The sequence below is a fragment of the Rhizobium sp. BK112 genome (assembly GCF_014193215.1).
In the GTDB taxonomy this organism is placed as follows: domain Bacteria; phylum Pseudomonadota; class Alphaproteobacteria; order Rhizobiales; family Rhizobiaceae; genus Rhizobium; species Rhizobium anhuiense.
Window position 1 is genome coordinate 200329 of record NZ_JACHYZ010000003.1, and the last position, 19851, is coordinate 220179.

The window sequence follows — 19851 nt, forward strand, 5'->3', positions numbered from 1 at the left end:
AGTTTTGACCCGCATCGACAGAAACGACATTCTGAGCAAGCTTCGCCGCAAGATCGCCGAAGGCCTGCCGATCATCGGCGGTGGCGCCGGCACCGGCCTTTCCGCCAAGAGCGAAGAGGCCGGCGGCATCGATCTGATCGTGATCTATAATTCCGGCCGCTACCGCATGGCCGGCCGCGGCTCGCTTGCCGGCCTGCTCGCCTATGGCAATGCCAACGAGATCGTCAAGGAGATGGGCCGCGAGGTCCTGCCGGTCGTGCGCCACACGCCGGTGCTTGCCGGCGTCAACGGCACCGATCCTTTCATGCTGCCCGATCACTTCCTCGACGAGCTGAAGGCAATGGGTTTTGCCGGCATCCAGAACTTCCCGACCGTCGGGCTGATCGACGGCACGTTTCGCGCCAATCTCGAAGAGACCGGCATGGGCTTCGATCTGGAAATCGATATTATCGCCCGCGCCAACGCCAAGGACATGCTGACGACACCCTATGTCTTCAGCAGCGAGGACGCGATCGCGATGACCAAAGCCGGCGCCGACATCGTCGTCTGCCATCTCGGCCTGACCACAGGCGGCGCGATCGGCGCTGAAACGGCGCTGACCTTCGATGGATGCGTGGAGAAGATCAACGAATGGACGGATGCCGCAAGGTCGATCCGCGACGACGTCATCGTGCTCTGCCATGGCGGGCCGATCGCCATGCCCGCGGACGCGGCCTATGTGCTTGCACGCTGCAAGGGTTGCAACGGCTTTTACGGCGCGAGTTCGATGGAGCGTTTGCCGACCGAGGTCGCGATCAGGGCGCAGGTCGAGGACTTCGTGAAGATATAGGCGCGGCTTGGACCGGCCGTACACCAGCTGCCGGTGCTTCCATTGCCAGCGCCGGCAGCGACATTATGGCATGACCATCGCGTCGCGGGTTTCCCTGGAGCCAAGGATCTCGTCCAGCTGCCCGTCGGAAGCCATCCTGGAGAAGAGGTCCGCCATGCCGCGGAAGATGGTCGCGGCCGGATCATCTTCTCCCAGGAAATCGGCAATCTCCTGCATTTCGGCGACCCATCGATAGGCTTTCGGATACATGTCGGGAATGGATTTCGACAGCTTGCGGTCGACGTCGGGAAGGCTTTCGGAGAGTTCGGCCTTCAGGCTTGCGGCAGCACCCGAACGCGATGCCGCAAGCAGCATGGCGGTGCCGAGGCCGATAGATCCCTTGTTGATGCCGGCATAACACATCTTCAGTGCCGAGGCGGCGCCGGGCGGTCCGTCGAGCCTGCGGATCCTGAGGCCGCAATCCTCAAGCAGCCGGCTCCGCTCGGCACGATCGCCGCTGATATAGATGGTCGGACCTGATTTGCCGGGAACCGGCGGCCCGCCGATGATTGCGCCATCGAGCACCTCCACGCCGCTGCCGTCGAACCGTGCCGCCAAAGCCTGCATGGTTTTTGGCGCAATCGCGTTGAGGTCGATGAAGGGCGGCGGCGCCGGCATCCCCGACGATATGCCCGCGACGAATTCGGCGACCTTGATCGCCTGCGCCGGCGGAACGATCGACAGGATCAGCTCGGCCTTTGTCAGCTCCTGGCGTCCGACCGGCACCATGCCGGCTGCCATTGCCCGCGCAATCGTCTGCTCGCTTCTGCCCTCGAGATGGGTCAGCACCGTGACGCCGCGGTCGATCAGCCGTTTGGCGACAGCGCTTCCCATCGCACCCGATCCGATAATCGCAAAATGCGGCATGTGAACCTCAATAAGTGACGACATCGGGTTAGAACTGTTGCTGATGGCCATATCGTCAACTGCGACGATTCAGCCGGAGGTCCCGTTCTAAGCAAATGGCGGTTTTGTGAGGGCTGCCGTTGCGAGGCCTTTCCTTGACATTCGTCAATGCCGCGACGGTTGAGACCGGTATGATTGGGGCTATCATTCGCATTCGAGGATATGGATTTCAATGTATCGAACAATCATCTGCGGCATCGGCACGGGTTCGAGGCAAACGGCAATCCGGCTTTTGCGCCGGGCTGCGGCATTGGCGGATGAAGGCGGAAGCATCGTCGTCATGCATGTCATCGAGAATATCCCGCGCCGTCACCTGACGGAGCTTCCCGAGGCATTCGAAACGACCGCCATCGTCGACGCCGAAAAGAAACTTGCATCGCTCTGCAAGGAAATGGGGATTTTGGCGACGATCGAGGTTCGCATCGGCATTGCCGCTTCCCAGCTCGTTTCCGTCGCAAGGGAGAAGTCGGCCGATCTCATCCTGCTGTCGTCGCATGTGACCGATATCACCGACTACGTCTTCTCCTCGATTGTCGACAAAGTCGTGCGCCACGCCGGATGCTCGGTTCTCATCGATCGGCGTTTAGATCACGCATATGAGGGCGCGGCGTCTCAAGCCGAAGACGTGGCATTGTTCTAAGCTCCACCGCGCTGGCGTGACCGCAGTGGCTTTATCGCGCTGATATCGTCCGGGCGACCAATTTCCCCTCCCCGGCGGCGGCCCGGCAACCTATATCATCCCCAAGCCAACCAGCAGTATACGCTGCCCTCAGGAGATATGTATGAGCCAGGATCCCTATGAGCTTCTGGGCGTGAAACGGGATGCGACGCAAAAGGATATTCAAAGCGCGTTCCGCAAGCTCGCCAAGAAACTTCACCCCGACCTCAACCCCGGCGACAAAAAGGCAGAGGAGCGGTTCAAGGAAATTTCAACCGCTTATGAGATCTTGAGCGACGAGGAAAAACGCGGGCGTTTCGACCGCGGCGAGATCGATATTTCAGGCGCCGAGCGGGCGCAGCGCAATTATTACCGCGACTATGCCTCGAAGAGCGGCCCTGGCGATCCCTACCACAACAGTGCCGGATTTGCCGATTTCGGCGATGCCGACGATGTCTTTGCCAACTTCTTTTCACGCCGGGCCGGAGGCGGCCAGAGCCGTGGTCGTGGCCGGGACCGCCAGTTCTCGATGGAGGTCGATTTTCTCGAGGCCGTCAACGGCACCAGGACCGAGGTCAAGCTGCCTGGCGGTCCCGCGCTTGACGTGCAGATCCCGCCGGGAACGCGCGATGGCCAGACTTTACGGCTGCGCGGCAAGGGCGAGCCGGGCATCGGAGGCGGCCCGGCGGGTGATGCCCTGATCGAAATCCGTGTAGGCCCGCACCGCTTCTTCACGCGAGACGGCGACGATATCCGTCTGGAACTGCCGATCTCGCTCAATGAGGCCGTGCTCGGCGGCAAGGTTCGTGTGCCGACGCCGTCTGGGCCGGTCAATCTGACGCTGCCGCCGCATTCGAACACCGGCAAGGTCCTGCGCCTCAAGGGCAAGGGTGTTGCAAAACGCAGCGGCGGACATGGCGACGTTTATGTCTCCCTGAAGATCGTGCTGCCTGACAATCCCAACGAGCGGCTGACGGACCTGGTGAAGGAATGGGCGACGGCAAACTCGTATGATCCGAGAAAGAACATGGAGGCTTGATCATGGATGATCTCGAATTCCGTCTTTACTTGAAAATCGACATCGACCAGCTCGACCTCTGGATCGAACAGGGTTGGTTGATCCCCGAGACCTCAGGCGGCCAACGGCAATTTCGCGACGCCGACGTCGCGCGAGCGCGGCTGATCCTGGACCTCATGGGAAACATGGGCGTCAACGAAGCCGGCGTCGATATCGTCATGGAGCTGGTCGACGAGTTGCACGGCCTGCGGGGAACGATGGGCAAGTTGATGACCGCCATCGGCAGGCAGGAGCGGGATGTTCAGCGCCGGCTGTTCGACAGCCTCGAGGAGGTCGACCGGGTCTAGAGTTACTTGCGTGCAGGCGTTTTCTTACGACGCTCCATGACGGCGACAATGCGAGCCTGCTGCCTGCGAGAGGAGGCAGCAGGCTAGTGGAATGCAAGTCATCTGGTCATGGATGACTGGGCATGGTATCGTCCGCGCCTGGGGGCCTGTCATGTCTGAATTGCTTCAAAAAGCATCGGGGCAGAGCGATCCGCGCGCGAAGCGCCGGGCGGAAGTGCTGGCTTTCCTTATCCTTGCATTCGGAATATGGCCTCTGGTCGCCGTGGGTGTCGTCGGCGGCTACGGTTTCCTCGTATGGATGTTTCAAATCGTGTTCGGCCCTCCGGGGCCGCCGGCGGGGCATTGAGCCATGTCCCAAGTGCCGATGTCTCGACGTCAATTCCTCTCAGTCCGGCCGGCAACGACCGATCACAGGATTTGTCCGCCAGGAGCATCGATGCAAAGCCTTGCCGCGGCATGCACGGGGTGCGGACGATGCGAGGAGCGATGTCCCACCAAGATAATCCGTCTGGTGGACGGACTGCCGTTGCTCGACTTCATGCGAGGCGAATGCACGTTTTGCGGTGAATGCGCGGCATCGTGCCCGCAACCCGTTTTCACCACAGAGCGGATCGATCGTTTTGCCCATGTCGCCGCGGTTGGTGATACCTGCCTGGCGAAGCGCGGCATCACCTGTCAGTCCTGCGGAGAAGCTTGCCCTCAGCAGGCGATCCGTTTCCGGCCCCGCGTCGGCGGCCCGTTTCTTCCGGAACTTCGCACCGACATTTGCAATGGATGCGGAGGGTGCATCGCCGGATGTCCCGTCAACGCCATCGTGTTGCAGCCGAGCGGGATGGAGGCGGCCGATGCCTGAGCGGGGTCTGAGCTATCACATATCGAGTGCCGTGATCGCGACCATGCCGGCCCGCACCGGGGCTGTGCTGGCGGCCATCGCCGAGATGCGGAATGTGGAAGTCCACGCTCACGCCAACGGAAAGATCGTCGTCACTATCGAGGGAACGAGCACGGGCATGCTCGGCGATCGTCTATCGCAAATCTCGCTCCTGGACGGCGTGATTGCGGCAAACATGGTGTTCGAGCATGTCGAGGAGGAGATGCAAGGCCATGACGGGAGAATTGAACAGGCGTGAGCTTCTGAAGGCCCAGGCCGCCGCCATCGCCGCGGCCGCTGCCGGAATAGCGATGCCAGCTGTCGCGCAGCCGGTGCCCGGCGGCGTCGGCGCATTGGAAATCAAATGGTCGAAGGCCCCCTGCCGCTTCTGCGGCACCGGTTGCGGCGTCATGGTGGGCGTCAAGCAAGGTCAGGTCGTTGCAACGCATGGAGACATGCAGGCGGAGGTCAATCGCGGCCTTAACTGCATCAAGGGCTATTTTCTCTCCAAGATCATGTATGGCGAGGACAGGCTTCAGACCCCTCTGCTGCGAAAGCGGGACGGCCGCTACGCCAAGGACGGCGAGTTCGAACCGGTGAGCTGGGACGAGGCCTTCGACGTGATGGCCGAGCAGTGCAAGAAAGTGCTCGAGGACAAGGGCCCGACGGCTGTCGGCATGTTCGGCTCCGGCCAGTGGACGATCTTTGAAGGATATGCCGCGACAAAGCTGATGCGGGCCGGCTTTCGTTCCAACAATCTGGACCCCAATGCCAGACACTGCATGGCCTCGGCCGCTTACGGGTTCATGCGGACCTTCGGCATGGACGAGCCGATGGGCTGTTACGACGATTTCGAAAACGCGGACGCCTTCGTGCTCTGGGGCTCGAACATGGCGGAGATGCATCCGATCCTCTGGACACGCCTCGCCGACCGCCGGCTTGGGCAACCGCATGTGCGCGTCGCGGTGCTTTCGACCTTTACGCACAGGAGCATGGATCTCGCCGATATTCCCATCGTTTTCAAACCGGGAACAGATCTGGCGATTCTGAATTTCATTGCCAACCACATCATTCAAACAGGACGTGTGAACGAGGACTTCGTCCGCGACCACACGAAGTTTGCAAAAGGCGTCACCGATATCGGCTACGGCCTGCGCCCGGACAATCCGGTTGAAATCGCTGCGGCCAACGCCAGCGATCCCGGCAAGACCGAACCGATGGATTTCGACGCCTTCAAGGCGTTCGTTAGCGAGTACACGCTGAAGAAGACGTCCGAACTCACCGGGGTCGATCCCGAATTCCTGGAGCAGCTTGCGGAACTCTATGCCGATCCTGACCGCAAGGTGATGTCGCTTTGGACGATGGGATTCAATCAGCATGTCCGCGGCGTTTGGGCGAACCAGATGGTCTACAACCTGCATTTGCTCACCGGGAAGATCTCCGAACCGGGCAACAGCCCGTTCTCCCTCACCGGTCAGCCCTCGGCCTGCGGGACGGCCCGTGAAGTGGGAACCTTCGCGCATCGCCTTCCCGCCGACATGACGGTGACGAACCCCGAGCACCGCAAACATGCCGAAGAAATCTGGCGTGTCCCGCAGGGGATCATTCCTGAGAAGCCAGGATATCATGCAGTCCAGCAGGACCGCATGCTGAAGGACGGCAAGCTGAATTTCTATTGGGTGCAGGTCAACAACAACGTCCAGGCCGGACCGAATACGAGCAACGAAACCTGGCAGGGTTATCGCAACCCCGAGAATTTCGTCGTGGTTTCGGATGCCTATCCAACCATAACGGCGATGAGCGCAGACCTGATCCTTCCTGCGGCGATGTGGGTCGAGAAGGAAGGCGCCTATGGAAACGCCGAACGGCGCACCCATGTCTGGCATCAACTCGTTCAGGCCAAGGGCGAGGCGCGATCCGACCTCTGGCAGATCGTCGAATTCTCGAAGCGATTTACCACCGATGAGGTCTGGTCGAAGGAAATCCTCGATGCCAATCCGGCGTATCGAGGAAAAACGCTTTTCGACGTGCTCTTTCGCAATGGCGAGGTCGACCGGTTTCCGCTTGATGAGATCAGCGCCGAATACGACAATGCCGAGGCCAAGGCGTTCGGATTCTACATCCAGAAAGGCTTGTTCGAGGAGTATGCCTCCTTCGGGCGCGGGCACGGACACGATCTGGCGCCCTATGACCTCTATCATGAGGTCCGTGGACTGCGCTGGCCGGTGGTCAACGGCCAGGAGACGCGCTGGCGATACCGGGAAGGTTACGACCCCTATGTGAAGCCCGGCGAGGGCGTGAAATTTTATGGTCAGAAGGACGGCAGGGCCGTCATCCTGGCCGTGCCCTACGAGCCGCCGGCCGAATCTCCCGACGACGAATTCGATTTTTGGCTGGTTACCGGCCGTGTGCTCGAACACTGGCACTCGGGATCGATGACCATGAGGGTGCCGGAACTTTACCGGGCATTTCCCGGCGCGCGATGTTTCATGAATGCCGAGGATGCCCGCAAGCGCGGCATCAATCAGGGGGCGGAGGTGCGGATCGTTTCCCGCCGCGGCGAGATCCGCTCACGCATCGATATCAGGGGCAGGAATCGAATGCCGCCCGGCGTCATCTTCGTCCCCTGGTTCGACGCCAGCCAGTTGATCAACAAGGTCACGCTCGACGCCACCGATCCCATCTCCAAGCAGACGGATTTCAAGAAATGCGCGGTCAAGATTCTCCCCGCCGTTTAAGGCGACCGGAATGGCAGGCAATCGCAGCCGGAGTCGTCGTTTTCCTCGCGACGGCCGCCTTCGGTCAGGTGATACAGCAAACCGTCCCCCAACTGGAAGGCCCGACGCCCTCGATGGAAACAGGGGCCGCCAAGCCGCTGCCGAAATGGATCGTCGACGACAAGCGCAGGATGCGCGCCTATCCCGACCAGCCGCCGATCATTCCGCATTCGATCGAAGGTTACGAACTGTCGGTCAACGCCAACCGCTGCCTCTCCTGCCACAAGCGGGAGTTCACGCAGGATAGCGGCGCGCCGATGATCAGCGTCACCCACTATATGACGCGCGACGGCCAGATGCTCGCCGACGTTTCCCCTCGCCGCTACTTCTGCACGGCGTGCCATGTGCCGCAGGCGGACACCCAGCCACTCGTCCCCAATGCGTTCAAGGACATGAGCGAGCTCGGTTTCAAGCCGGCCGGAAGCGAGTGACCGTCATGATCGCATTTATCAGGAAAGCGGTTCTGTGGGCGTGGTCGATCCTGACGACGCCGGCGGCAACGATCGGGCTCGGCGTCCTGACGCTCGGCGGCTTCGTTGGTGGCGTTCTCTTCTGGGGCGCGTTTAATACCGCGCTGGAACTGACCAATACCGAAAACTTCTGCACCTCCTGTCATGAAATGCACGACAACGTCTATCAGGAGCTTTCGCGCACCATCCATTTTTCCAACCGATCGGGGGTGCGGGCGACATGCCCGGACTGCCACGTGCCGCATCAATGGACCGACAAGATCGCCCGCAAGATGCAGGCCTCCAAGGAGGTCTGGGGCAAGATATTCGGCACGATCAACACCCGGCCGAAGTTTCTGGAAAAGCGGCTGGAACTTGCGCAGCATGAATGGGCGCGCATGAAGGCCAATGACAGTCTGGAATGCCGCAACTGCCATTCGTCGGTGGCGATGGATCTGCAGAAGCAGACACAACGCGCCGCCGAGATCCATACCCGATATCTGCTTTCCGGCCAGGCGACCTGCATCGACTGCCACAAGGGTATCGCTCACGAATTGCCGAACATGGAAGGCATCGATCCCGGCTGGAAAATGCCGAAGGAACTCGAGGGCAGGAAGATGGTGAATGCGACGCCTATCGCCGACCTTCAGGAGGCCATGGCGAGGGCTCACGCGTCATCCATGGAGGATGCGAGATAGGCTTTCGCGGATGAATTGTCAGACGGTGTACCAGTAGCGGACGATGTGGAAGAACAGCGGCGCTGCGAAGGTGATGGAATCCAGCCGGTCGAGCACGCCGCCGTGACCCTCGATCACATAGCCCCAGTCCTTGGCGTTCAGATCGCGTTTGATGGCCGAGAGCACGAAGCCGCCGAAGAAGCCCGCGACGACGATGACCGTGCTGATGGCCGCCGCCTGCAGCGGCGAGAACGGCGTCAGGCGATAGAGCAGCGTTCCCACAAGGATGGCCGAGGCGCCGCCACCGAAGAGGCCTTCGAGCGTCTTCGATGGGCTGATGTTCGGCGAGAAGCGATGCTTTCCCAGGAGCTTGCCCCAGACATACTGGAAGACGTCGCTGAGTTGCACCACGATGACGAGATAGACGAGAAGCAGGGCGGATGGCGTACCGGTCTGCAGCATCAGAAGTGCGGGAGCATGGCTGATCGAATAGACCGTCAGCATCAATCCCCATTGCACCCTGGCGGTCCGGGCCAGGAATTCGTTGACGTCGCCCGTCAAGGTCGCCACCGCCGGCAGGATCAGGAAGGCATAGACCGGGATGAAGATCGCAAATAGGCCGTACCACGCCGTTCCGAGCAACAGGTAATGAAGTGGCAGGACGACGAAGAAGGACAGGAACAGCGCCAGGTGATCGCCGCGCCGCGATGGCGTCAGCGTCCAGAATTCGCGAAGCGCCATGAAGGACAGGAATGCGAACAGGACGACCACCGCGGTATCGCCGAGCAGAATCGCGCCGCCGAATATCGCGACCATGATCCACCATGAGCGAATTCGGGCATTGAGATTGTGGACGGTAGCGACGGATCCGGGCTCGGTCGCCCGCCGCTGAAGGGTGAAGCCAATGGCCGAGGCGACGGCCAACAGGCCGAGGATCGCGGCAAGCACGATGGAGAAATGGCTGGTCATGCGATGCGTTCTCCGTCTGCTAGCTCGATGACCGCGGCACGGGCGCGGGCCAGGAACGCGTCTTTTCCTTCGCCCGGTTCGACGCGGAGCGGCTTGCCGAAGCGCGCCGTGCAGGTGATCGGGACGATCAGCCAGCTTCCCTTGGGCAGGATGCGCTGAAGATTGTCGAGATGGATCGGCACGAGATCGACATCGGGGAAACGGCATGCAAGGCGATAGATGCCGCTGCGGAAGGGCGCGATCTCATCGCTGGCGCTTCTCGTGCCTTCCGGGAAGATCAGGACCGAGCGCCCCTCCTCGAGCAGGCGCTCGATCGGCTCCAGCGGGTTGCTGTCGGGCAGAGGCTTGCGGTCAATCAGGACGGCGCGCAGGCCTTTCTCGGCGATGAAACGGCGAAAGGCGGTCGTTCCCCAATAATCGCGCGCCGCAACCGGATGGGTCAGCCGTCGCACCGGCCACGGCAGGGCGGCCATGACGGCGACGGTGTCGACATGGCTGTTGTGATTGGCAAAATAGATGCGGCGGCGGGGGTCGGGCGTGCAGCCCCGCCACTCGCTGCGGGCGCCGACCACGATGCGGACGAAAAGCACGAGAAGGCGACGGATGAGTGCGATCATAATCTCTCCAGCGAGCGGGCAAGTCTTATCGTCCGCGTGGTGCAGGTGACGAGGCTTCCCGCCGCGATGATGACGGAGGCAAGGAGCAGCGACCAATGGCTGGCCGATATCGGCGTCTCCACGCTCTGGGCGACGAGGCCCGCCGTCAGTACCGCCATGCGGCGCTGCTTGGCCATGATGCCGCTGAAGTCCTGGGGGAAGACCGACCGCTCCTCCGAAGACCCTGATATAGGCGGTGAGTGCGGCGAGCAGCGCAGCCAGCCAGCCGAGCCAGGCAAAGCCGCAGGCATAACCGGCTGCGACGAGAAGCAGGCTGTCGGCGATCCGGTCGGGGAATTCATTGTAGAGCGGCCCGCTCTTGGTTTTCTTGCCGCCTTCGATCGCGACCATGCCGTCCAGCAGATTGCAGACGAGCCGCATCTGCACCGAGATCGCGGCGCAAACCATGGCGATCGGATGGGCCGTGAAGAGGATGAGCGCCGCGCCGAGGCTGGCAAACAGGATCGAGAAAAGCGAAATGCCGTTTGGCGTGACACCGGTGCGTGCCAGCCACGCACTCAGGCCGATCGCCCAGGACGACGACCGGCTCGCGATCGGCCGCCGCGAGGCGTCTTCTTCATCACCCATTTCAATTTCCCCAACCCGATAGTTCTATGCATATCCTGCCGGAGTCGTCGCGCCAAGCCCCTGTAGATCCTGCCCGGCAAGCACGGTGGCGCCGAGCGTGCAGCCTGCCATGCCTCGTTTTTTCAGTCAGGTCGCGGTGGCCGATCAGCCTGATTTTTAAGCCCATTCGCGGCTTGACACATTTTTAGGCGCTACTATGATTTTTGAACCAAATGGTAAAAAAGGGGAACAATCAATGACCAAAGATATCCTGATTTCACGCCGGGCAGTGATCGCATCCGGCATTGCGCTTGGGGTCAGCGGCTTTGCCCCGCTGGCAAGAGCGGCCGCGCCGCTGAAAGTTGCCGGCATTCATGCCTCGCCGGTTGAAAATGCCTGGAACTCCTGTCTGCACAAGGCCCTGCAGGACGCGGCCAAGGAAGGCGTTATCGAATATGTCTTCTCCGAAGGTGTTTCCGGCACCGATTATCCCCGCGCCATGCGCGAATATGCCGAACAGGGCAACAAGCTGATTATCGGCGAGGCCTATGCGGTGGAGAAAGAGGCCCGGCAGGTCGCGGCCGACTATCCCGATACCGCCTTCGTGCTGGGTTCGAGCGGCGAGCAGGCCGGCGATAATTTCGGTGTCTTCGGCACCTGGAACCATGACGGCGCCTATCTTGCCGGCATGCTGGCGGGCAAGATGACCAAGTCGAATATCGTCGGTTCGGTCGGCGCTATTCCGATCCCCGAGGTCAACATGCTGATCAACGCGTTCGCGGCCGGCGTCAAGGCCGTCAACCCGGAGGCAAAACACCTCGTCTCCTTCATCGGCACCTTCTTCGATCCGCCGAAGGCCCGCGAAGCCGGTCTTGCCCAGATCGACGCCGGCGCCGACATCCTGTTCGGCGAACGTATCGGTACCGCCGATGCCGCCAAGGAACGCGGCATCAAATCGGTCGGCTCGCTGATCGACTATACGCCGCGCTACCCTGACACTGTGTTTGCCAACGCCATGTGGTATTTCCGCCCGATCCTCAACGCTGCGATCGCCGATGTCGCGGCCGGAAAACCGGTCGGTCGGAACTACACCTCCTACGGCCTGATGAAGGAAGGCGGCAGCGATATCGTCTTTGTGAAGGGCGTGGCGCCCGCCGATGCGGAGGCTGCGATGGAAGCCAAGCGGGCGGAGATCAAGGCCGGCACCTTCGAGGTTCCGAAGATGATGGACGAGCCGAAGTAATTCGACTCATGCAAAGCGATGCGACCGACCTGGCGGCAGCGATCCGGCATGGCAAGCTGAGCGCTGCCGAGGCGATGCAGGCTTCTCTTGAGGCCGCTGCGCGGCAGGCGGCGCTCGGCGCGCTCGCCTATCTCGATGCCGCCATGGGCCTTGCCTCGGCGGACGACCGCGACCGGGAGCGGCGGAGCGCGCCGGATCGCTTTTCCATCAGGCCCTTTGCCGGTGTGCCGAGTTTGGCGAAAGATCTTGGCGGCCCCTTCGCCGGGCTGCCGGTCACCGCCGGTTCCCGTCTCTTCGAAAGAAAGGGCGGCGAAGCGGATTCCGATCTGGCTGCTCGTTTCCGCGACGCCGGCTTCTGCCTGTTCGGCCTGACGACGAGCCCGGAATTTGGGCTGTCGCTTGCCAGCGAACCGGCGATCGGGCCTCTCTGCCGCAACCCGCTCGATCCGGCCCGAACCGCGGGCGGCTCCTCCGGCGGTGCGGCGGCTGCGGTTGCCGCCGGGATCGTTGCGATCGCACATGCCACCGACGCGGGCGGCTCGATCCGTGTGCCCGCCGCCTGCTGCGGCCTCGTCGGAATGAAGCCGACGCGCGGCGCCATCCCGGGCGGCCCCTCCTTTGGCAACCACCTCGCCGGTATCGCCAGCGAACTCGCGGTCTGCCGTTCGGTGCGGGATACGGCGCTGATATTCGACGGGTTGGCCGGCGATTCACGAGGACCTTTTCCGGACCCCTCCTCTGTCGACAGCAACGACGGTCGTTTGCGAGCCGGCCTGCTGGTTGATACTGGGCCGGTCTATCCGACGGAGGGTGATCGGCTCGCAGCCGTCGAGGATGCGGCTCGTGCGCTCGAGAATGACGGACACCTGATCGTTCCGTTGAGCTGGGCCGCGTTCGAAGGAAGCGTCACGTCAAGCGGCCGCGCCTTCGCCGATATCGTCTCCGCCAACCTTGCGGCGCTCATCGAGGCGGCGGCTCTGGATGAAAGCAGGGCCGAGCCTCTGACGCAGGCTTTTGCTGCGCGCGGACGAGGGCTTTCGGTCACATCGCTCTGGAACACGCTGAACGAGGCCGTTCTGGTGAGCCATAAGCTCTGGACGCTGTTCGACAAGGTCGATTGCATTCTCACGCCGATGCTTTCGTCTGCGCCTCTTGCGATCGGCTCCTTTCCGTCCGATCATACCGACACGGATCTGCATCTCGAGCGGATGACGGCCTTTGCGCCGCTTGCCTGCCTCGCCAATATTTCGGGTTTTCCTGCTTTGACGCTGCCTTTCGGACAGGATGAGCACGCCCTGCCGCTGCCGGTGCAGATCATGGCGCCGATGGGTCACGAACCGCGCCTCCTGTCGCTTGCCGCACGCTTGGAGTCCGAGGGGCGGTGGCAGCATCGGTTTCCCGTCGCGGGACTGCCGTCATGACCGGGCCGGTGCTGGAGATCACAGGCGTCAGCAAGCGTTTCGGCGCCAATCTCGCCAATGACGATATTTCCATGACTCTTGCCAAGGGTGAGGTCGTGGCGCTGCTTGGCGAGAACGGTGCGGGCAAGACCACGCTGATGAGCATCCTTTTCGGCCATTACATGCCGGATGCCGGCCGAATTCTGATCGAAGGCAGGGAGGTGCCGCAGGGCAAGCCGCGCGCGGCGATCCAGGCCGGCGTCGGCATGGTGCATCAGCATTTCTCGCTCGCGCCCAATCTGACCGTTCTCGAAAATGTCATGACCGGCACGGAAAGACTGTGGTCCTGGCGCTCGGGAACTTCCGCGGCGCGCAAGAAGCTGCTTGATATATCCGAGCGCTTCGGCCTCAAGGTCGATCCGGATGCGCGCCTTGGCGACCTGTCGGTCGGTGAGCAGCAACGCGTCGAGATCCTCAAGGCGCTCTATAACGATGCCCGCATCCTGATCCTCGACGAGCCGACGGCGGTGCTGACCAATATCGAGGCCGAACGACTGTTCACGACGCTGAGGGAAATGGCCCGCCAGGGCCTTTCGTTGATCTTCATCTCGCACAAGCTCGACGAGGTGATGGCAGCGGCCGACCGCATCGTGGTCTTACGCGGCGGCAAGATGGTCGCCGAACGCAAGACGTCGGACACCAGCAAAGAGGAACTCGCCGAACTGATGGTCGGGCACCGTGTGACGCGGCCCGTGCGCGAGCCGTCGACAGCCGGCGCCATTGCCCTCGAAGCGGCCGATGTGACGGTGCGCAGCGGCGGCGTCGATCGGCTGAAGTCGATCAGCTTCCGGCTGCATGCGGGAGAAATCCTCGGCATCATCGGTGTTTCGGGCAATGGTCAGGCGACATTGGCGCATCTTCTCTCCGGCATGCTGGCGCGCAGCGCCGGCGACCTTCTGCTGTTCGGGGAAGCCGTCGGCAATCTCGGTGTCGCCGATGTCGTCGACGCCGGCATCGGCCGCATTCCCGAGGATCGCAACGAGGAAGGCGTGATCGGCGAAATGGCGATCTGGGAAAACGCCGTGCTGGAGCGCATCGCCTCATCGGCCTTTTCGCGCCGTGGTCTCGTCAATCGCAAAGCGGGCATGGCCTTCGCCAGGGAGATCATCGACGGATTCGATGTCCGCGGCGGCGGCCCGGCCATTCGCACCCGGCTGCTCTCCGGCGGCAATATGCAAAAGCTCATTCTCGGCCGCAACCTGCATCGGCGGCCGCGGATCCTGATTGCGGCGCAGCCTGCGCGCGGTCTCGATGAAGGGGCGGTGGCAGCCGTGCACGCCCGCTTGCTCGAAGCCCGCAGGCAAGGGACCGCCGTGCTGCTGATCTCCGAAGACCTCGACGAGGTGATCGCGCTTGCCGATCGCATACAGGCGATCGTCGGCGGCCGGCTGTCGCCGCCCGTCGAGGCTGAAGACGCCGATGCGCGCAGGCTGGGGCTGATGATGGCCGGCGAATGGCAGCAAAACCCAGAGGCCGGCCATGCGATTTGAGCGCCGCGAACACCGTCCGCTTTCCCTGCTGATCGTCACGCCCGTCATCGCGGTGATCGCAGCCCTGGCGCTTTCGGGCATCCTGATATCAATTGCCGGCGCGCCCGTGCTCGATGCCTATTGGCGCATCCTGACCGGTGCTTTCGGCTCGCGGCTGTCGTCAACCGAAACGCTGACGCGGGCAACGCCGCTGATGCTGACCGGGCTTGCCGCGGCCGTCGCCTTCCGGGCACGACTCTGGAATATCGGCGCCGAGGGCCAGTTCTATCTCGGCGCCATCGCCGTTGCGGCGGCAAGCTCGAAACTGCTCGGCAATCTTCCCGCCCCCATTCTCATTCCATTGCTACTGCTGATCGGCGCCATTGCCGGCATGGTGCTGATCCTGATCCCGCTCTGGCTCAGGCTGCGCTTCTCGGTCGATGAAGTCGTCACCAGCCTGCTGTTGAACTTCATCGCCGTGCTCTTCGTCTCGATGCTGATCGATGGCGTTCTCAAGGATCCGCTCGCCTTCGGCTGGCCGCAGTCGCAATCGGTCAGCGATCACGCCATGCTGCCGAAGCTGATCGCCCGTTCGCGCCTGCATATCGGCTTTGCGATCGCAATCGCGCTGGCGATCCTCGTCCATTTCATCCAGTCGCGCACCGTGTTCGGCATGCAGTCGCGCGCGGCCGGCCTCAATCCGGGCGGCGCTGTTTTTGCGGGCGTGCCCCTCGGCAGAACGCTGGTGAAGGTCGCCTGCCTCTCCGGCGGGCTTGCAGGGTTGGCAGGAGCGATCGAGGTGATGGGGGTCAAGGGTTACGTGACGACCGACCTGTCGCCCGGTTTCGGCTATGCCGGTATCGTCGTCGCCATGCTCGCCAACCTCAATCCACTCGGCGTCGTCTTTGCCGCCATTTTCACCGCCACCATGTTCGTGGGCGCCGATGGCATGAGCCGAGGCCTCGGGATCCCGACCTATATCGCCGACGTCACCGTGGCGCTGTCGCTGCTGACGATGCTGATCGCATTGTTCTTCACCCAATACAGGATCCGGCGATGATGCAGCTCTTCGACATCATCGCCTCCGCTGGGCTCTGGGCGGCAATCCTGCGGATCGCCACACCGCTGATTTTCGGCACGATCGGCGCCCTGCTCTGCGAACGGGCCGGCGTACTCAATCTCGGCATCGAGGGCATCATGACCTTCGGCGCGATGATCGGCTGGCTTTCCGTCTATCACGGCGCCGATCTCTGGACGGGCCTGCTGATTGCCGCCATTGCCGGCGGCGTCTTCGGCCTGCTGCATGCGGGCCTGACAGTGACGCTCGGCCTCTCCCAGCATGTCGCTGGTCTCGGCGTCACCCTCTTTGCCTCCAGCTTCAGCTATTATGTCTTCCGGCTGATCGTGCCGCTTGCCAATACGCCGCCCACCATCGTGCCGTTCCAGCCGATCGCCATTCCGGGTCTTTCGACTCTGCCTTTCATCGGGCCAGCCTTCTTCACGCAGACGGCGCCGACCTATCTCGCGATCGCCATCGCCCTACTGATGGCCTACATCATCTTCCGCACGCCCGTTGGGCTTGCGATCCGCATGACCGGCGAAAACCCGCATGCGGCGGAAGCTCAGGGCGTCAATCCGATGAAGGTGCGCTATGGCGCGGTGATTGCCGGAAGCGCACTGATGGGAATGGGCGGCGCCTTCCTGACCCTGTCGGCGTTCAACAGCTTTTTCCCGACCATGGTGCAGGGGCGCGGCTGGATCTGCATCGCGCTCGTCGTCTTCGCTTCCTGGCGGCCCGGTCGCGCGCTGTTCGGCGCCCTGCTCTTCGCTTTCTTCGATGCCTTCCAGCTCCGGCTGCAAACCGCGCTGAGCGGGCTTGTACCCTATCAGCTCTTTTTGATGACGCCCTATATCCTTTCCATTGCCGCCCTTGCCGTCATGGCCCGCCGCGCCCGCGTACCGCAGGCACTGATGCAGCCCTATCGTCGCGGCGAACGCTGAACCACTTCTGTCCAATGAGGCTCCGATGTTCGATCTGATCGTCAGAAATGCAAATCTCCCTGATGGCCGAAAGGGCGTCGATATCGGCATCCAGGGCGGCAAGATCATCGCGGTCGAGCCCAATCTCCAGGCGCAGCCGAGGGAAGAAATCGACGCGTCAGGCCGGCTGGTCAGCCCGCCCTTCGTCGATCCGCATTTCCATATGGACGCGACCCTGTCGCTCGGCCTGCCGCGCATGAACCTATCCGGCACCCTGCTCGAGGGCATCGCGCTCTGGGGAGAGTTGCGCCCGATCGTGACGAAGGAGGAACTGGTCGATCGTGCACTGCGCTATTGCGATCTGGCGGTCACGCAGGGCCTGCTCTTCATCCGCAGCCATGTCGACACCAGTGATCCGAGGCTTGTGACCGTCGAGGCGATGATCGAGGTGCGCGAGAAGGTCGCGCCCTATATCGATCTGCAGCTGGTCGCCTTCCCCCAGGACGGTTATTACCGCTCGCCGGGGGCGATCGACGCGCTCAACCGCGCCCTCGACATGGGCGTTGATATCGTCGGCGGCATTCCGCATTTCGAACGGACGATGGGTGAAGGCACGGCGTCGGTCGAGGCGCTCTGCCGCATCGCCGCCGATCGCGGCCTGCCGGTCGATATGCATTGCGACGAAACCGACGATCCGCTCTCGCGCCATATCGAGACGCTGGCTGCGGAAACCATCCGCTTCGGCTTACAGGGACGCGTCGCCGGCTCGCATCTGACCTCGATGCACTCGATGGACAATTATTATGTCTCCAAGCTCATTCCGCTGATGGCGGAGGCCGAGATCAACGTCATCCCCAATCCGCTGATCAACATCATGCTGCAGGGCCGGCACGACACCTATCCGAAACGCCGCGGCATGACCCGCGTGCGGGAGCTGATGGATGCCGGGCTCAATGTTTCCTTCGGGCACGACTGTGTCATGGACCCCTGGTATTCGATGGGATCGGGCGACATGCTGGAGGTCGGCCATATGGCAATCCATGTCGCACAGATGGCCGGCATCGACGACAAGAAGAGGATCTTCGACGCGCTGACCGTCAATTCGGCGAAGACGATGGGGCTTGAAGGCTACGGCCTGGAAAAGGGATGCAAGGCCGACCTGGTCATCCTTCAGGCGAGCGACACGCTGGAAGCGCTGCGGCTGAAGCCGAACCGGCTGGCGGTGATCCGTCGCGGCAAGGTCATCGCCCGCTCGGCGCCGCGCATCGGCGAGCTTTTCCTGGAAGGGCGCCCAGCCCGGATCGACGGCGGTCTGGATTACGTGCCTCGTTATTGAGGTGTCGTGGAGGTACCGGCTTACCGGAGCAGCTTCCATCTGCGCCAAAACAAAAAGGGCCGCGCGCCTGACCGTCGCATCACATCGGGTTTTGCGACATCGCAAATATCATTCGCAAAACCATCGCTTCAATCGGGATTATCGCAACAGCTTGACGAATCAGCATCTGCTCGACAATTTTATTTCGGCGTGGCCTGCGCCTAACCTCCCAGACCTTCCCCAGCATGGTCTTGAACGGAGGCAAAGGGACTTTCGTCTCAGTCCGTTGTCTTGGTCCGATCGTTTCGGGCGGGTTGCTGGGGAACTGCGTCCGAGGCGTGAAAGGCCTGACAATGACGCAAAACGGAAATCTCAAACGCCTTGTACGTGCTCGCGCAGCCAAAACCGGCGAATCTTACACCGCAGCTCTTCAACATATCCGCCAACGACCGGACGAAGCCGTGATCCGTTCGATACGGATCGCTGTCGCCCAAACATCGCTGTTCAACGATCCTCGTGATATTTCGGCGCTCCGTGCCAGCGGAGTGGAAATGCGCCGCCTTATGGAGGAAGCGCATAAGACAGGCGCTCGCCTCATACACTTCCCCGAGGGAGCGACCTGTTCGCCAAACAAACGCATCATGTCTGAGAATGGGCCTCGGGAAATTGGCCCGTCCAATTGGACGCGCTGCGAATGGAGTATTTTGCGGGAGGAACTGGAGGCAACCAGAAAATTTGCGAGCGAACTTAAGCTATGGACGATATTCGGCTCCGTCCATCAGCTCACTTCGCCACATCGACCGCATAACAGTCTCTACGTGATATCCGATCGTGGAGAACTGGTGACACGCTACGACGAGCGTCTGCTATCGAATACGAAAATCTCTTTTATGTACTCGCCGGGAAAAAATCCGGTGACCTTTGAGGTGGATGGTCTCCGTTTCGGCTGCTCGATGGGCATGGAACTGCATTATCCGGAAATTTTCACAGAATATGAGCGGCATGATGTCGATTGCGTCCTCTTCTCCACCACAGGCGAGGCGCCTTCAGCGCCTTCACTGGCTTTCGCCGCGGAGGCATTGGGACACGCTGCAAGCAATTCCTACTGGATCAGTTTTTCAGCTCATGCGCCGCAGAGCGTCACGGTCCCTTCCGGAATAGCTGCGCCTGATGGGCAATGGGCGGTACAATGCCCCACAAGTGGGGAAGCTGCGATCGCTGTTACGACCATCAGAAATGATCCGGAGTCTCCCGCAAGACCTTGGCGGCGAAACGCCCGTGCCAACCTTTACACGCCACACCAGATAGATGGTGATCCGAGGAGTGACGGTCGCAACCTATTCTGACGAATAGGTATTGGTCAGCGGGGTGGTTTACCCGCTGACCTCCCGGTGCGCGGCAAGGAACTTTTCTGCCTTGTCGCGAAGATCCTGACTTTCGAACGCGGCAAAAGCCGGGACTTTTGCAGCACACGGGTAGCGGCACAGATGGGGGGAAGCGGAAACGGCTTTTGGACGAGCTCGTGACAGAGCTGACGTTGATACGATTGCTGATGTGTGGCCGGCCGTGTCGGCCCGACAGATTCGGTTGCCTAACAGCAAAAAGCGGGTACCGGGGCTTG

Annotated in this window: 20 protein-coding genes and 1 pseudogene; 17 read left to right on the forward strand and 4 right to left on the reverse strand. The window is 61.9% G+C overall.

Annotation, left to right across the window (positions count from 1 at the left end):
* The first annotated feature begins 4 nt into the window (after window positions 1-4).
* Window positions 5-829, forward strand: a complete 825-nt coding sequence (locus FHT75_RS10390; RefSeq protein ID WP_210202929.1) for a phosphoenolpyruvate hydrolase family protein — start codon at window positions 5-7, stop codon at window positions 827-829.
* A gap of 63 nt (window positions 830-892) precedes the next feature.
* Here FHT75_RS10390 and FHT75_RS10395 read toward each other — a convergent pair whose 3' ends face one another.
* The gene (locus FHT75_RS10395) at window positions 893-1786 is read right to left on the reverse strand and encodes an NAD(P)-dependent oxidoreductase (RefSeq protein WP_183844815.1); all 894 of its coding nucleotides are present in this window, start codon (window positions 1784-1786) and stop codon (window positions 893-895) included.
* A gap of 160 nt (window positions 1787-1946) precedes the next feature.
* On the opposite strand from FHT75_RS10395, the gene FHT75_RS10400 reads away from it, so the two are divergent.
* The 9 genes from FHT75_RS10400 (at window position 1947) to FHT75_RS10440 (ending at window position 8592) form a co-directional block, all read left to right on the forward strand.
* Window positions 1947-2414, forward strand: a complete 468-nt coding sequence (locus FHT75_RS10400) for a universal stress protein (RefSeq protein ID WP_097543981.1) — start codon at window positions 1947-1949, stop codon at window positions 2412-2414.
* Between the two features lie 142 nt (window positions 2415-2556).
* A complete protein-coding gene (locus FHT75_RS10405; protein WP_097543982.1) occupies window positions 2557-3471 on the forward strand; it encodes a DnaJ C-terminal domain-containing protein in 915 nt (304 codons plus the stop codon).
* A gap of 2 nt (window positions 3472-3473) precedes the next feature.
* Window positions 3474-3797: a chaperone modulator CbpM gene (locus FHT75_RS10410; RefSeq protein WP_097594764.1), complete on the forward strand. Its 324-nt coding sequence runs from the start codon at window positions 3474-3476 to the stop codon at window positions 3795-3797.
* A gap of 151 nt (window positions 3798-3948) precedes the next feature.
* Window positions 3949-4143: a periplasmic nitrate reductase, NapE protein gene (gene napE / locus FHT75_RS10415; protein ID WP_097544073.1), complete on the forward strand. Its 195-nt coding sequence runs from the start codon at window positions 3949-3951 to the stop codon at window positions 4141-4143.
* A gap of 3 nt (window positions 4144-4146) precedes the next feature.
* Complete coding sequence (locus FHT75_RS10420) at window positions 4147-4650, forward strand: ferredoxin-type protein NapF (RefSeq protein ID WP_097543984.1); 504 nt, start codon at window positions 4147-4149, stop codon at window positions 4648-4650.
* Complete coding sequence (locus FHT75_RS10425; RefSeq protein WP_097594765.1) at window positions 4643-4927, forward strand: chaperone NapD; 285 nt, start codon at window positions 4643-4645, stop codon at window positions 4925-4927. Before FHT75_RS10420 ends, FHT75_RS10425 begins: the two co-directional genes overlap by 8 nt.
* On the forward strand, window positions 4902-7406 hold the full coding sequence (napA, locus tag FHT75_RS10430; RefSeq protein WP_097543986.1) for a periplasmic nitrate reductase subunit alpha: 2505 nt from the start codon (window positions 4902-4904) through the stop codon (window positions 7404-7406). Before FHT75_RS10425 ends, napA begins: the two co-directional genes overlap by 26 nt.
* Window positions 7376-7876 (forward strand): nitrate reductase cytochrome c-type subunit, encoded by a 501-nt coding sequence (locus FHT75_RS10435; RefSeq protein WP_097594767.1) that lies wholly within the window; start codon window positions 7376-7378, stop codon window positions 7874-7876. The genes napA and FHT75_RS10435 overlap by 31 nt, the downstream gene beginning before the upstream one ends.
* Window positions 7877-7881: 5 nt before the next feature.
* Window positions 7882-8592 (forward strand): NapC/NirT family cytochrome c, encoded by a 711-nt coding sequence (locus tag FHT75_RS10440; protein WP_164735902.1) that lies wholly within the window; start codon window positions 7882-7884, stop codon window positions 8590-8592.
* Between the two features lie 18 nt (window positions 8593-8610).
* Here FHT75_RS10440 and FHT75_RS10445 read toward each other — a convergent pair whose 3' ends face one another.
* The 3 genes and pseudogenes from FHT75_RS10445 to FHT75_RS10455 form a co-directional block, all read right to left on the reverse strand.
* Complete coding sequence (locus FHT75_RS10445) at window positions 8611-9540, reverse strand: phosphatidate cytidylyltransferase (protein ID WP_097543988.1); 930 nt, start codon at window positions 9538-9540, stop codon at window positions 8611-8613.
* The gene (locus FHT75_RS10450) at window positions 9537-10157 is read right to left on the reverse strand and encodes a lysophospholipid acyltransferase family protein (RefSeq protein WP_097543989.1); all 621 of its coding nucleotides are present in this window, start codon (window positions 10155-10157) and stop codon (window positions 9537-9539) included. The genes FHT75_RS10445 and FHT75_RS10450 overlap by 4 nt, the downstream gene beginning before the upstream one ends.
* Window positions 10154-10784 (reverse strand): annotated as a pseudogene (locus FHT75_RS10455) (CDP-alcohol phosphatidyltransferase family protein). The gene FHT75_RS10450 and the pseudogene FHT75_RS10455 overlap by 4 nt, the downstream one beginning before the upstream one ends.
* 235 nt (window positions 10785-11019) lie before the next feature.
* Here FHT75_RS10455 and FHT75_RS10460 point away from each other — a divergent pair.
* The 7 genes from FHT75_RS10460 (at window position 11020) to FHT75_RS10490 (ending at window position 19576) form a co-directional block, all read left to right on the forward strand.
* Entirely contained in the window at window positions 11020-12006 is a 987-nt protein-coding gene (locus FHT75_RS10460) for a BMP family protein (RefSeq protein WP_047613180.1), read from the forward strand.
* A gap of 8 nt (window positions 12007-12014) precedes the next feature.
* The gene (locus FHT75_RS10465; RefSeq protein ID WP_097594768.1) at window positions 12015-13427 is read left to right on the forward strand and encodes an amidase; all 1413 of its coding nucleotides are present in this window, start codon (window positions 12015-12017) and stop codon (window positions 13425-13427) included.
* Complete coding sequence (locus FHT75_RS10470) at window positions 13424-14956, forward strand: ABC transporter ATP-binding protein (RefSeq protein WP_063476140.1); 1533 nt, start codon at window positions 13424-13426, stop codon at window positions 14954-14956. Before FHT75_RS10465 ends, FHT75_RS10470 begins: the two co-directional genes overlap by 4 nt.
* Window positions 14946-15995, forward strand: a complete 1050-nt coding sequence (locus FHT75_RS10475) for an ABC transporter permease (protein ID WP_097594769.1) — start codon at window positions 14946-14948, stop codon at window positions 15993-15995. The genes FHT75_RS10470 and FHT75_RS10475 overlap by 11 nt, the downstream gene beginning before the upstream one ends.
* Window positions 15992-16936: an ABC transporter permease gene (locus FHT75_RS10480; RefSeq protein ID WP_063476138.1), complete on the forward strand. Its 945-nt coding sequence runs from the start codon at window positions 15992-15994 to the stop codon at window positions 16934-16936. The genes FHT75_RS10475 and FHT75_RS10480 overlap by 4 nt, the downstream gene beginning before the upstream one ends.
* A 25-nt stretch (window positions 16937-16961) precedes the next feature.
* Window positions 16962-18251: an amidohydrolase family protein gene (locus FHT75_RS10485; RefSeq protein WP_097594770.1), complete on the forward strand. Its 1290-nt coding sequence runs from the start codon at window positions 16962-16964 to the stop codon at window positions 18249-18251.
* 332 nt (window positions 18252-18583) lie between these two features.
* Window positions 18584-19576 (forward strand): carbon-nitrogen hydrolase family protein, encoded by a 993-nt coding sequence (locus tag FHT75_RS10490; protein ID WP_097594771.1) that lies wholly within the window; start codon window positions 18584-18586, stop codon window positions 19574-19576.
* The last annotated feature ends 275 nt before the right edge of the window (window positions 19577-19851 follow it).